Raw genomic sequence first — 13121 nt, 5'->3', positions numbered from 1 at the left:
TTATTATGGAACGAAAAGGGGATGATAGGATGACAAAAGTAAACGAAGAATTAGCGTTGAAAGCAGCAGAGCTTGTCCGCTTGACTCATGAGGCGAAAATTCCGGTCATGGTTTTGTTTGAAGGGGTAGCGGCATCTGGGAAATCACGGCTTGCTAACGAACTGCTGCTGGCGCTCGATGCGAAGTATACGCAGTTCTATGCGACTAAAACTCCGACGCCTGAAGACTTGCGCATGCCGTTTCTGTTCCCTTACTGGACCAACCTGCCTGCAAGAGGTGAAGTAACTCTTTACTTCCGCAGCTGGTATGCGAGTCTTCTCGACTACGAATATCATGGCTTTAAAAAAGATATTTACAAAGACTATCAAGTGCTGCAGCAGGAAATCGAAGGCTTTGAAAAGCTGCTCATCAATGACGGCTATGAAATCATTAAGTTCCATGTGGAAATCAGCGAGGATAAGCGTCAGGAGCACATCGAGAAGACAAAAGAAAATCCACTGACACGCTGGAAGGCTGAAGAATTTGAGCATGCTATTCCGAAAGAACTATACGAGAACGGCATGAAGGAACTGATCAGCAATACCGCTGATATTTCGTCGTGGACGACGATCAACTATACAGAACGTACGCAGGCTATTAGCGAGATGTACGAAGTGATCATCGACAGACTGGAAAAGGCACTGAAAAAGTATAAGAAAAAGAAAAAGCCGGAAGTGGACGGCAAGTTCACCGCGGATTTCACGACAGACCTCTTTGTCGATACAGAAGACGACATGTCCAAAAAAGACTATAAAGAACAGCTGCCTGCACTGCAAAACCGCATGCGTGAAATTCAATATGCACTGTATGAGCAGAAAGTGCCGCTCATTCTTGTGTATGAAGGAATGGATGCTGCCGGTAAAGGCGGTAATATTAAACGCGTGCGTGAAGCGCTGGACCCGACCGGCTACGAAGTGAACGCGATATCAGCGCCGACTGAAACAGAGCTTGCCCATCCTTATTTATGGCGCTTTGCAGTTGACCTGCCGCGAACAGGACACATTGAAATCTTTGACCGCAGCTGGTATGGACGCGTGCTTGTCGAACGTGTGGAAGGCTTTGCAAGTACAACTGAGTGGCAGCGGGCTTACGAAGAAATTAAGGAGTTTGAGAAGAGCCTGATTACTGAAGGGGCAATCATCATTAAATTTTTCCTGGTGCTGGATAAAGATGAGCAGCTGAAGCGGTTTGAAGACCGTGAGAAGACGCCTGATAAACAGTGGAAGATCACTGATGAGGACTGGCGCAACCGTGAGAAGTGGGACATTTATCTGGAAGCGAGTAAAGATATGATCGAAAAAACATCAACGGATGATGCGCCGTGGGTCATCGTTCCTGCCAACAACAAAAAAGCAGCCCGGATTAAAGCGCTGAAAACAATCATCGGGCACTGCGAGAAACGGCTCAATATTTAACCCCATACAAAAAACGCCAAGTGAGAGTTTGGCGTTTTTTTATGGATTTGATTACAGCCAGTGTTTAACACTCAGCCAGATGAACTGTGTAGACAGTTTTGCTTTTTGTGCGGCCTGCTCAATCTGGTCACTGAAGACGAGCTGCATGAGGACAACGAATGTGTTCATCGTCATATGGGCGACAATCGGCACGATAATGCGTCGCGTCGCTACATATAATCCGGCAAAGACGAATGCCATTCCCATGTAAATCAATGTATGGTCGACATCATTATGCGCAGCCGAGAAAATCAGACCGCTGATTGCTCCGGCAACAATGAAAGCGGCAGCACGTGGTAACTTAATCAGTTCGTATAGTTCTCCGAAAATAACTTTGCGGAAGACAAATTCTTCCAATATCGGACCGACGACAGAAATAAGGACGATGAACACCGGGAATTTCCGAGCAATATCCAGTATATTCGTCGTATTCTGGCTTTCAACCGGCTGATTGAAAATATAGACGTTGATCATATTCATGATCATCTGCGCGAACAGCGCCAGGAACAGCCCGGCAACCATCCATATAATCGTATAGCGCCAGCGTTCTTTCGGCGAGCGCTCCAATGCTGTTTCATTGATAATGGAACGGTTGACAAAATAGACAAGAATAGCGGCGATGATAAACCCGCCGACTAGAAAGGGAATGGTTTTTGCGTACAGTTCATTAGATGTTAATCCATCATTTTGATAGATCAGCAGGGGGATGAGTGATGACAGCTGTGACGCTGCGTAAATCAGGACAATCAGAATATTGGCCCAGAGACGTCTAATTTTCATGGTTTGCTCCTTTATGACAAGATACTGTCTTATTGTACATTAAATTCTGTGACGCGTAAAAAATTAATGCAGCAAAATAATTGCTTTTTTGACCTTCTTTGATTATTATTTAATTGTTAGCACTTCACATGACAGAGTGCTAAGTCATTTTACAATCTGAGGAGGAAGTATCGTGTTAAAACCATTAGGTAATCGTATCGTAGTTGAAAAAACTGAAAAAGAACAGACAACAGCAAGTGGTATCATCCTGACTGAATCGGCAAAAGAAAAGTCAAATGAAGGTACAGTCGTTGCTGTAGGACCTGGACGTTTACTTGATAACGGGACACGGGCTGAAATGGAAGTTTCAGTAGGCGACCGCGTCGTTTATTCTCAATATGGTGGTACTGAAGTGAAGCTTGGAGAAGATAAATACTTAGTACTGACTGAAGAAGACGTACTTGCAATCGTACAATAAAACTTTAAAATTTCTAAATATGCTTACTATCAAATAGGAGGAATTATTAGAATGGCAAAAGAAATCAAGTTCTCAGAAGATGCTAGACGTTCAATGCTTGCAGGTGTTGATAAATTAGCAGATGCAGTGAAAGTGACTTTAGGACCTAAAGGACGTAACGTTGTTTTAGATAAAAAATTCGTCGCACCATTAATCACGAATGACGGTGTAACTATCGCGAAAGAAATCGAGCTGGAAGACCCTTACGAAAATATGGGGGCGAAACTCGTTGCAGAAGTAGCGAATAAAACCAACGAAATCGCAGGAGACGGTACAACAACAGCGACAGTTCTTGCACAGGCGATGATTCAGGAAGGCTTAAAAAACGTCACAAGCGGTGCGAACCCGGTCGGCATCCGTCAAGGAATCGACAAAGCAGTCGCTGTCGCTCTTGAAGAGTTAAGAGCAATCTCTAAAGAAGTATCAAGCAAAGAAGAGATTGCGCAGGTCGGTGCTATCTCAGCTGCTGACGAAGAGATCGGTCAGTTCATCTCTGAAGCGATGGAGAAAGTCGGTAACGACGGTGTCATCACGATCGAAGAATCTAAAGGCTTCAAGACAGAGCTTGAAGTTGTAGAAGGGATGCAGTTTGACCGTGGTTACGCGTCACCTTATATGGTCACAGACTCAGATAAGATGGTAGCAGATTTGGATAACCCGTATATTTTAATCACAGATAAGAAGATTTCTTCATTCCAGGACATCCTGCCGATTTTAGAGCAGATTGTTCAAACATCACGTCCATTACTGATCGTCGCTGAAGATGTCGAAGGCGATGCATTGACTAACATCGTCTTAAACCGTCTGCGTGGCACGTTCACAGCAGTCGCAGTGAAAGCACCGGGCTTCGGTGACCGCCGTAAAGCCATGCTTGAAGATTTAGCGATACTGACAGGCGGCCAGGTCATCACTGATGACTTAGGTCTTGAACTGAAAGAAACTTCAATCGACATGCTCGGTACAGCAGCGAAAGTCCATGTCACTAAAGACGATACAACAATCGTTGAAGGTGCAGGCGACTCAAGCAACATCGACGCACGTGTCGGACAGCTGAAAGCACAGATTGAAGAAACATCTTCTGAATTCGACAAAGAAAAACTGCAGGAGCGTTTAGCGAAGCTTGCAGGCGGTGTGGCAGTGATTAAAGTCGGTGCCGCAACAGAAACAGAACTGAAAGAGCGTAAACTTCGTATCGAAGATGCACTGAACTCTACACGTGCAGCAGTAGAAGAAGGTATTGTCGCAGGCGGTGGTACAGCATTAGTATCCATCTACAACAAAGTTGCTGAAGTAGAAGCAGCAGGCGACGTCGCAACAGGCGTCAAAATCGTCTTGAAAGCATTAGAAGCACCGATCCGTCAGATCGCTGAAAATGCAGGTCTTGAAGGCTCAGTCATCGTTGAGAAAATCAAACACGCTGAAACAGGTGTCGGTTACAATGCAGCGACAGACGAATGGGTGAACATGATTGAAGCGGGTATCGTGGATCCGACTAAAGTGACACGTTCCGCATTACAGAACGCAGCATCCGTCGCAGCGATGTTCTTAACAACAGAAGCAGTCGTCGCAGACATCCCGGAAAAAGAAGCAGCACCAGACATGGGAATGGGCGGCATGCCGGGGATGATGTAATATAAAGAGTAAGCACTTTCCAGTTAGTTCTGGAAAGTGCTTTTTTTAGTAGCTTTATGATAAATAAAAAAACCTCACTGACACAGTGAGGTGTTGGTATGAATACCACTTTTACGCTTTAAGCTTATTTTAACTTAACTATGATCTTTTAGAATGAAGTGAAACTTTTGCTGATGTCAACAACCTTCTGCTTGCGTTTTAGAACTATAATCTTTTAAAATGAAGTGAAACAGATGTAGCAATGAACTTCTTCACACCCATGTTTTAGAACTATGATCTTTTAGAAGGATAAGTAAGGTTTCCCAGCCTAAAAACAAGGAGGAGTTAGTAACTAAGGGGATGAAAAATGGTTGCTAACATTGAGGATAATGAAAAAAACTAAGGGAACAGTATTAACGGGAGCAGTGTTGACAGGGGCATTATTAGCACCACAATTTAATGGGGTAGCAGAAGCGGCGTCATCGGGTTACCAAGCAGCAGTAAAACCTGTTGATACTGGAACATATTTTAGAATAACTGATGCTAATAAAGTAATTGATGATATGGTTGAGGGTGAAGTATTAATTAGTCGTGGCGAGCCTGAGAAAGTAGTTACAAAGCCAACAACGACTACAACAACACAGCCTAAGGCAACAAAGCCGCAGCCTAAGGCAACAAAGCCGCAGCCTAAGGCAACAAAGCCACAGCCTAAGGCAACAAAGCCACAGCCTAAGACAACAAAGCCGCAGCCTAAGACAACAAAGCCGCAGCCTAAGGCAACAAAGCCGCAGCCTAAGGCAACAAAGCCGCAGCCTAAGGCAACAAAGCCACAGCCTAAGGCAACAAAGCCGCAGCCTAAGACAACAACTACTACGAAGCCAGTGGTTAAGAAGATTACAGTAAAGCCTATTGCTATTGGAACAAATGATTCAAGAAATTTAGATAGACGGTAATTGATGACAATGTTGAAAGCGATGTATTAATTAGTAGGAGTGAATCTGAAACAGTTGAGCAACCAGTGGCAGAGCAACCTGTAGTTGATAAGCCAGAAGCAAAACAGCTTTTAGTAGGAAATTCATTAACTGATAAAGTTACTGATGAGGTGATGGTGAAGAAACTCAACAAAATAATCCTACTGCTGTTAAAGAGGGCTAATGCTCTCTTTTTTATTTTGAATAAACAGTGTTAATAAATATGACAAATTATTATTTGAAATAATACATATGAATGTCAGTATCCCGTCCAGTGTGATGATGGTTCTGAATACACCAGCTACTTACGGTTTTAACGATAGACCGAGTTTTGAGATGATCGTTATCATCTGTTTCATTAGCAGCTGCTCCATCTGCGGGTACAGCGCTTCGGGTTCCGTCGTCTCTTCACACAGACCAAGCAGCCCGTCAGCCATCATATGAGCATTCCGTTGATTGAAATCGAAAATGACATCATCCCAAACCGTTCATTACGCGTTAACCGACCGATTCAACCAAACTCAATCAATGCGATGTCTCCGTCATGAATGATAAAAATATTACCAGGATGAGGGTCGGCATGGTATGTACCGATAACAAGTATCTGGTTTAAGAAGGCATTGATCAATTGAGCGGTAATCGTTTCAGGATGTTCAACTGCCGTTTTACTGATACTTGTCCCGTTAATCATTTCCATCACCAGAATCTGACTGGTTGATATAGATGTCTTAACCTCATTTTGAGTTAGAGCTTATAGGGCTGCTTGCCGATGACGTATTTGAATATCGGGAAGTCACGGAGCAGTGTGCCGACACCGATGCAGCATCCAAGGACGATGATGATTGACGTCGAGATGAACAGGATGGTATGTTCCTGGAAGCGTGATGTATAGTTGTAGACAGCATCGAGTATCAGTGGGTGGAACAAGTAGATGAAGAATGAATAGGCGCTGATCTGGGCGGCTGTTTTGGGCATAAATGAAGTCATTGTTGTACTGACTCTCAGCATTAATAGAAACATGCAGGCAGTGAATAAAATAGTCGCATAGTTAAAGCTGCTGACATCCCAGTAATCGTGCTGCTTGATGACTATGAACAGCATATAGGAGGCAATGGCCATGATGATGACAACTGTCGTATGTTCTTTGACGAACGTCAAAAAGCGCTCGTAATTCAGTCCGATATATGAACCGATGAAATAATAGCTGATCCATCCAAGTATGAAAGTATCGGGGCTGAGCGGATAATAAGCGGCCATAAACTGACTGAAAGGCTCAATCGTGTTGTGGGCGAATAAATAAGCGGTATTGACAGCGAAAGCAGCGACGACCGCTAATTTAGAGCCCAGCAATCCCGGAAAGTATTTGTAGACAATGAGATTCAAGAGAAAAAACTGGACGATGACGATGACGAAGTAACCGTGCCAGTTGCCTGAGACAACGGCAAACATGAATTCATGCCAGTAAGTGTGACCGTTCGCCTGGCTTTCACTTAAGCTGTAGAACAAGCCGATGATTAAATAAGGGACGACGATAAAGCTGAACCGTGAGGACAAGTAATTTTTAGGCAGTGCTGCTTTATAGTTCATCGTGACAAGCAGCTGTGACAGCATGATGAATCCCGGTGTGCCGAAAATAATGGCCATTCTGATCCAGTAGATGACTTTGATCTGTTTATCGTCCGGCTGATAGTTCAATGTATATTCTGTCAGTATATGTGTCGTGATGATTATTAGACAGAAAATAATCCTTAAATAATTCAGCTCTGTCTTCGGCGTCTTTATATTCATTGAAATCCCTCCCATGTTTTGACAAGTGTATTGAATGAATCGTCATTGATCAAAATGCGCGGGAGATAGTAATCGTCGCTGTCAGGAGTAATGACATCGTCTTCCAGCGTAAAGCCGTACGTCAGCTGAGTCTTTTTGAGCTCTTCAATCACTTCATCATCAATCTGACCATAAGGATAAGCCATCGCTGTTACGTTACCATTTAAGTTTTCTGCCAGATAATCTGTACTGTTGTTGATGTCCTGCTGTATAGCGGCCTGATTTTCCGGTCTGATGAACATCGATGTTTTTTTGACTATCGAATGCAGTTTGTCTGTGTGCGAGGCGAATGTCCATAACCCCGAGTCCTCCATCGCTTTTAAGCCGCTATAATCTATCATCTTTAAATTATGGAAGTTCGGATTGCCGACTTCTCCTGTAATGACAAAGCCGGTAGCAGGTACATTATATTTTTTGAGTATCGGCTGCGCATTTTTTTCAATGGTGGAATCCATGTCATCGAAGTTGATCCAGACGCAGCGGGCAGGAAAATGCCCGGATTCCTTATAGCTGAGCAGTTCATCAAGGGTTACAAAACGTGCATTGTGAGCGGTCAGCCATTTCAGCTGGTTGTCGAATGATTGATCAGTAATGCTGTAAATATTAAGCTCCTTGCTGTTGGACAGCAGCATCAGCATGCTGTCAATAAAGTTCTGCTCACGGACACGGTGATAATTTAAGCCGAGACAGGCATTTTTGTCTGCCGGCAGTTTCTTAACAGCTGCTGCTGAATCGTTGACGATTAATGACAGCACAAGGAGCAGCAGTAGCATATTAAAGAACTTCTTTGCTGCGCCGTGATACTGATCCGACAGCAGAGAACGGCGTCTTGATTGAGAACTGACTGAACGTTGTCGTCTGATGCAGATGAACGTTAAATATAAGGTGATCACCACGGCAATCAGCGTGAAAAGTCTATATAAGATGATGATTTGATCGCGTTCGATATTCAGCATCGTTCTGATTAACTGGATGAGATAAGTGTCTGTGTTCAACAAAGTTGCCGCTAAGACGGCTATTACCATAAAGCAGTAACTCCATAAAATCGCTGAGCACAGTAAAATAAATAATTCACGTATCCAGTTCAGTCTTGATTTGACCACTGGATACTGCCTCTGTCTGGACTTGTCCATGTCGCAAACACTCCTTTCTTACGCTTCAATGCTTTAGGTAGTGCAAATACGACGACGACTGCATTGATCAGCCAGTAGAACGTTGGATACCAGCTCAGGAAGAACAAGTAGCTCCAGTGATGTTTTTCGTATCTGCTGTCAATTAACATGGCGATGGAGAACTGCACTAAGTTGGTGACAGTCATCAAAAAGGCTGAAAGTATGAAAATGGAAAAGTGATATTCATAGTAGTAATAATCAAGGAAGTTAAAACTTAGGAGAGATGCTACTAATATAAATAACGTACTGTACACCCAGATGATTGATAACACTTGTTCAAAATACAAAAACCATAAAGGGAAATTGAATGTTGATACGACTTTCTTAAAGTCTCTCAACAGTACTTCATGGCCGCCCTGAGCCCAGCGTACACGCTGTTTCCAGAGACCTGACAGTGTTTCCGGGACAAGCATCCAGCATAAGGCACGCGGCTCATAGCGAATGCCGTAACCGGCTGTGTGGAATTTCCAGGAGACGGCGATGTCTTCAGTGATCATATCGATATCCCAGAAGCCGACGTCCTCCAGCGCCTGTTTGTTAAACAGCGTGAAGACCCCGGAGATCGTATTGACGTAACCGTTCATCGTCTGCGCCCGTTTAATGCTGCCGATCATGCTGGCATATTCGACCGTCTGTATTTTTGCGAGCAGTGATGACTTATTCCGTATCCTTGGGTTGCCGGTCACTGCCCCGAGCGTTGAATCATCAATTAAATGTTTAATCATATAATACGGCGCGTCATCATCCATGATTGTATCAGCATCAATACACATGATGTAGTTGTAGCGGGCGGATTTCACAGCTGTATTCAAAGCTTGAGCTTTCCCTTGGTTGACTGTTAAATCGATGAACTGGAATGTATACTGCGTTTTCAGTTTTTTAATAACGGCGGATGTCTGGTCTGAACTGCCGTCGTTAATAATGATGATTTCTTTCTTCGGATAGCTTAATGACTGAAGATTTCTGATGGTCTCTTCAATTGTCTCAGCCTCATTGTAACAGGGCACTAAAAATGTGATGCCTTCCTCGCTTGTCATCTGCTGCTTCCATTTCAGTTTTCTTTCTATAATCAAGTAATAGAATAAAGAGCCGATCACCCAGAAGAGTGCCATAGTGATAGGATAGAACAACAGGAATGCACCGAATGCATTAATTAAGGCTGTCAAATAGAATCATCTCCTTCTAGTCAATGGATTGTATTGAAAAGCAGAATCATTAATGAGATTTAACTTTCCATATGAGAATAGTAATATTTAAAATAAATAATAAAAAGTGTCATATCTATTCATAATGTCTTCTTTTATACATTAAAATAATGAATTAATAAAAGATAGAATTAAATATCTTACACTATATGCTAGTAGTATTTTATAATTTTAATAAAGTATCCATTGACAACTATAAAATATGAGCCGTTCTTTTATCTTGTAACAATATATGGTTTAATAGTTAGATTATAAGGTATGAGTTATTATGTAGATCGGCTCTGACATGAAGAGCACAGATAGAGGTGTTTATTATGGATATTAAATTACTGCTGCTTAAGGACTATATTGCAGGAGCTAATCGCACAAGAGAACAAATCGCAGAATACTTGAATGTTTCCAGCAGACAGTTAACACGTATGCTGAAAAAATGGGAGAATGAAGGTCTGATAGATTACAAAGCAGGAAACGGCAGAGGGAATAACTCGAAAATAGACTTTAAAATGGATGTAGAAGAACAAGTGATCGACTATTTTTTCGGTGCTATAGAAAAGAAGTCTATTGAAGAAATTACGCAACTGTTGAAGCTGCCATTGCCGCAGCGGGTGAAACGACAAATCCATACAGTGATTAATGACGCTGTCGCTAATGCGAGAAATGAAAAATGCTATATCTACCCTGACTTCAGTTATATGGAATACATCTCATTCATACCTTCCTCATACCATCCGCTGACACTACTGGATCCCAACACTTCACTGATCATTGTTAACACGATGAGCCGGTTATATCACTTCAACGAAAAAGGAGACATTCAGCCGTTTCTTGTCATCTTTGAGGAATGGCATGAAAATATTTTAACGCTTCATTTAAAACGGAATGTAAAATTCTCTGATGGAACGGTCATGAATGCAAGATGTGTGGCCACCTGTCTTAACGAGCTGATTACCCATGAACGCTATAAGAGGTTCTTCAGTACGGTTGAATGCATTAAGGCGAGCGGGCTCTATACTGTTGAAATCACCGGCACGCAGCATATTGATTCCATCCGCGAGAAGCTGACGACTTTGCCTGCTAGTATTTATAAAGAGAAAGAAGGAGAATACATTGGTACCGGACCGTATTGTATCGCTGAGAGACAGCGGGACACCTTGAAACTTGAGTCCAATCTCTTCTATTTCAACAATACAAGTGATATTACGACTTTATGGCTCACGACTGATAAAGAGGAATACAACGATTTTTTGAAGGCACGTCAGTTCACCGAGCTCACTGCTGATGAAGTGGTCAGTATGGAAAGTTTTATATTTAATCCCCGGAGTGACAGACTTAATATTAAGCAGAGACGTTATTTGTCGCTTCGGATAATGGACTACTTTGCGCAGCAAGGTGGCACTTCGTCCTGTCGGCTCTTCGACACATATTTGTCTGCTCTTGAGAGAATACGGGACAATGAAGTGATATTTAGTGACGCTGTTAAAATATTGGTCCGGCAGGATTCAGACCATCATTTAAAGCTGACAGATTATTTACAAAGCGCAGGCATTCCGCTTGAAGTCGTGATGACCTCGTCACATGATTTTAAGTATATGCATCTGGATGACTCGGATGCCGATATCATCGGTATGAATGAAATATATGAACCGGACCGATTATTCTATGGCTGGCTGCAGTGCAGCAAATTCAAAGAGTGGTTCAAAGACATGGCCTGTAGTACGAAGCTCCGATATATATACACTAACCGTCACGCGGCATACTGGCCTTATGCAGAGCGGATGTACGGGGACTACTTAATGAAGCAGGCATTGTTTATTCCTGTCTACAGAATAGAGCATCATTATCGCTTTCCTTCTTCGTTTAAAAATGTCAGACCTGGTCACTTTGGTATTGTCGACTACAGTAAGATCATTGTGACAGCAGCATAGGAGGGATAGTTATGATAGACACGCGGTTATTGATTGTTAAACGGTTACTGGAGCAGCATGAATTTGAGATGAATCTGTTTGCTGAAGTGCTGGGATTATCAGGAAGGCAGTTATCAAGACTGCTGAAAACATGGGAGGATGCAGGTTATATTGAATATTATCCCGGGCAGGGGCGGGGCAATAAATGTCATCTCGATTTTCTCATCGATATTGAAAAACAGCTGTTTTTTGAAATCGTCAATCACGATAAAACGATGACTTTGGCAGAAATCAACGAGCTCTTATCACTCCCCTGGAGCATCACAGTCGTTGAATCACTGAAAGAGCGCTTGATGGAGCAGTACTTCCATCCGGATGATAAGCCGCTGGAAGTGACAGTCATGGATTATGTACCGACCATTCCTGTCACGCTTCATCCGGCCTACTTGAAGGAACTGGGCGGTATTCAAATTTGTCTGCAAGTCTTTGAGACGCTGTACAGAGTAGATGAAACTGGAGAAATCGTCTATCAGCTGCTGCGCTATGATGAATGGCAGGATAATATTCTGCATCTTTATTTGAAGAAAGGCATTCTCTTTAGTGATGGCAGTTTACTGACGAGTGAGCATGTCAAATATGTGCTGCTGATCTTAAAAGAGCAGAGCGAATACCAGTATTTATACCAATCACTCCTGTCCATTGAACTATTTGATGACACTCATCTGACACTGACATTTGTTGAACCGTGCAATAATATCAAATATATGATGGCAGAAACGTTCAGTTCAATCTATAAGCTGGAAGAAGGAGAACTATTAGGCACCGGACCTTATTATATTCATAAGCATGAGACAACTGAAATGGTATTAAAAGCTAATTATTACTATAAACCTATCAATCCGGACGTCAAGACCATCCATTACTTTGCCCGGGGGCATCGCACCGTTGACCAGAGCATGAGTCTGATGAAGGCGAAAGGGATGACGACCCAGCTGTGCTATGCTTTTAACGAGCTGCTTGTGTTTAACCCGCTTGCTGATAGATTATCATTGAGACAAAGACGATTTATCAGGCATATCATTCTGCAGGCCGTCAGCCGGCTGGAACTGCCCGCTGCCCTCTATACATTGTCATCAGCTTATGAAGAGACGACGATGGAAGCACCGGAGTTTTGTCATCCCGTGAAAATTTTAGTGGATGATATGTCAATCAATGATATTCATTTCATAGCTGAAATATTCAGCAATCATCATATTCCTGCTGAATATATGAAGTTGACGCATGAACTTTATTTACGCACTAATCTGGCACATATTGATGTAGATTTAATATGGATGTATGAAGCGCTTCATCAGTCGCAGCCGCTCTTGACCATCAATTTACTGACACAGAGTAAATTCAAGGAATGGTATCAGCTGCTGACAACGTCAAAAGAATTTCTCAGTACGATTAAAAATATGTCTGCAAAAGCGTCAAGAGGTTATGCGGCGCAGCTTTTTGAGCAATGGGTGGAGCAGGCGTACGTTATTCCACTTTATATCAGAAAGCGCGTCATTTACTTTCCGGATGCACTGAAGAACTTTCAATGTTATCACTACGGCACATTTAAATATGACCGGATGATTGTCACAAAATAAGCGTGGTCAGTAGACCACGCTTTAT

Annotated in this window: 12 protein-coding genes and 1 pseudogene; 7 read left to right on the top strand and 6 right to left on the bottom strand. The window is 42.7% G+C overall.

Translation table 11 applies throughout. The features are described 5' to 3' along the window. The first annotated feature begins 29 nt into the window (after positions 1-29). Positions 30-1454, top strand: a complete 1425-nt coding sequence (locus KFV11_RS09705; protein WP_254249826.1) for a phosphate--AMP phosphotransferase — start codon at positions 30-32, stop codon at positions 1452-1454. Positions 1455-1505: 51 nt separating this feature from the next. Here the strand turns inward: KFV11_RS09705 and mroQ are convergent, their stop codons facing one another. Continuing rightward, on the bottom strand, positions 1506-2273 hold the full coding sequence (gene mroQ / locus KFV11_RS09700; RefSeq protein WP_254249825.1) for an intramembrane glutamic endopeptidase MroQ: 768 nt from the start codon (positions 2271-2273) through the stop codon (positions 1506-1508). Between the two features lie 172 nt (positions 2274-2445). On the opposite strand from mroQ, the gene groES reads away from it, so the two are divergent. The 4 genes from groES to KFV11_RS09680 all read left to right on the top strand — a co-directional run bounded on the left by groES (position 2446) and on the right by KFV11_RS09680 (position 5569). Continuing rightward, positions 2446-2730 (top strand): co-chaperone GroES, encoded by a 285-nt coding sequence (gene groES / locus KFV11_RS09695; RefSeq protein ID WP_149459852.1) that lies wholly within the window; start codon positions 2446-2448, stop codon positions 2728-2730. A 51-nt stretch (positions 2731-2781) separates the two neighbouring features. After that, positions 2782-4401, top strand: a complete 1620-nt coding sequence (gene groL / locus KFV11_RS09690; RefSeq protein ID WP_149459853.1) for a chaperonin GroEL — start codon at positions 2782-2784, stop codon at positions 4399-4401. 368 nt (positions 4402-4769) lie between these two features. Next, entirely contained in the window at positions 4770-5333 is a 564-nt protein-coding gene (locus KFV11_RS09685; protein WP_254249824.1) for a hypothetical protein, read from the top strand. Between the two features lie 65 nt (positions 5334-5398). Beyond that, the gene (locus KFV11_RS09680; protein WP_254249823.1) at positions 5399-5569 is read left to right on the top strand and encodes a hypothetical protein; all 171 of its coding nucleotides are present in this window, start codon (positions 5399-5401) and stop codon (positions 5567-5569) included. Positions 5570-5656: 87 nt separating this feature from the next. On the opposite strand, the gene KFV11_RS11710 is transcribed toward KFV11_RS09680, so the two are convergent. From KFV11_RS11710 to pgaC, 5 genes and pseudogenes are all read right to left on the bottom strand, one after another. Continuing rightward, on the bottom strand, positions 5657-5791 hold the full coding sequence (locus KFV11_RS11710; protein ID WP_302054839.1) for a hypothetical protein: 135 nt from the start codon (positions 5789-5791) through the stop codon (positions 5657-5659). A 71-nt stretch (positions 5792-5862) separates the two neighbouring features. Continuing rightward, positions 5863-6075: pseudogene (locus tag KFV11_RS09675) on the bottom strand (AarF/UbiB family protein); the annotation flags it as partial. Between the two features lie 20 nt (positions 6076-6095). After that, on the bottom strand, positions 6096-7139 hold the full coding sequence (locus KFV11_RS09670; protein WP_254249822.1) for an acyltransferase family protein: 1044 nt from the start codon (positions 7137-7139) through the stop codon (positions 6096-6098). After that, the gene (icaB, locus tag KFV11_RS09665; protein ID WP_496113305.1) at positions 7136-8311 is read right to left on the bottom strand and encodes an intercellular adhesin biosynthesis polysaccharide N-deacetylase; all 1176 of its coding nucleotides are present in this window, start codon (positions 8309-8311) and stop codon (positions 7136-7138) included. The genes KFV11_RS09670 and icaB overlap by 4 nt, the downstream gene beginning before the upstream one ends. Further along, positions 8263-9516, bottom strand: a complete 1254-nt coding sequence (gene pgaC / locus KFV11_RS09660) for a poly-beta-1,6-N-acetyl-D-glucosamine synthase (protein WP_436970201.1) — start codon at positions 9514-9516, stop codon at positions 8263-8265. The genes icaB and pgaC overlap by 49 nt, the downstream gene beginning before the upstream one ends. 353 nt (positions 9517-9869) lie before the next feature. On the opposite strand from pgaC, the gene KFV11_RS09655 reads away from it, so the two are divergent. Next, positions 9870-11480, top strand: a complete 1611-nt coding sequence (locus KFV11_RS09655; protein ID WP_149459855.1) for an SgrR family transcriptional regulator — start codon at positions 9870-9872, stop codon at positions 11478-11480. An 11-nt stretch (positions 11481-11491) separates the two neighbouring features. Then, complete coding sequence (locus KFV11_RS09650) at positions 11492-13096, top strand: ABC transporter substrate-binding protein (RefSeq protein WP_254249820.1); 1605 nt, start codon at positions 11492-11494, stop codon at positions 13094-13096. The last annotated feature ends 25 nt before the right edge of the window (positions 13097-13121 follow it).

It is taken from the genome of Macrococcus equipercicus (assembly GCF_024205945.1).
Taxonomy (GTDB): Bacteria; Bacillota; Bacilli; order Staphylococcales; family Staphylococcaceae; genus Macrococcus; species Macrococcus equipercicus.
This window is presented reverse-complemented; position numbering and strand designations above follow the sequence as displayed.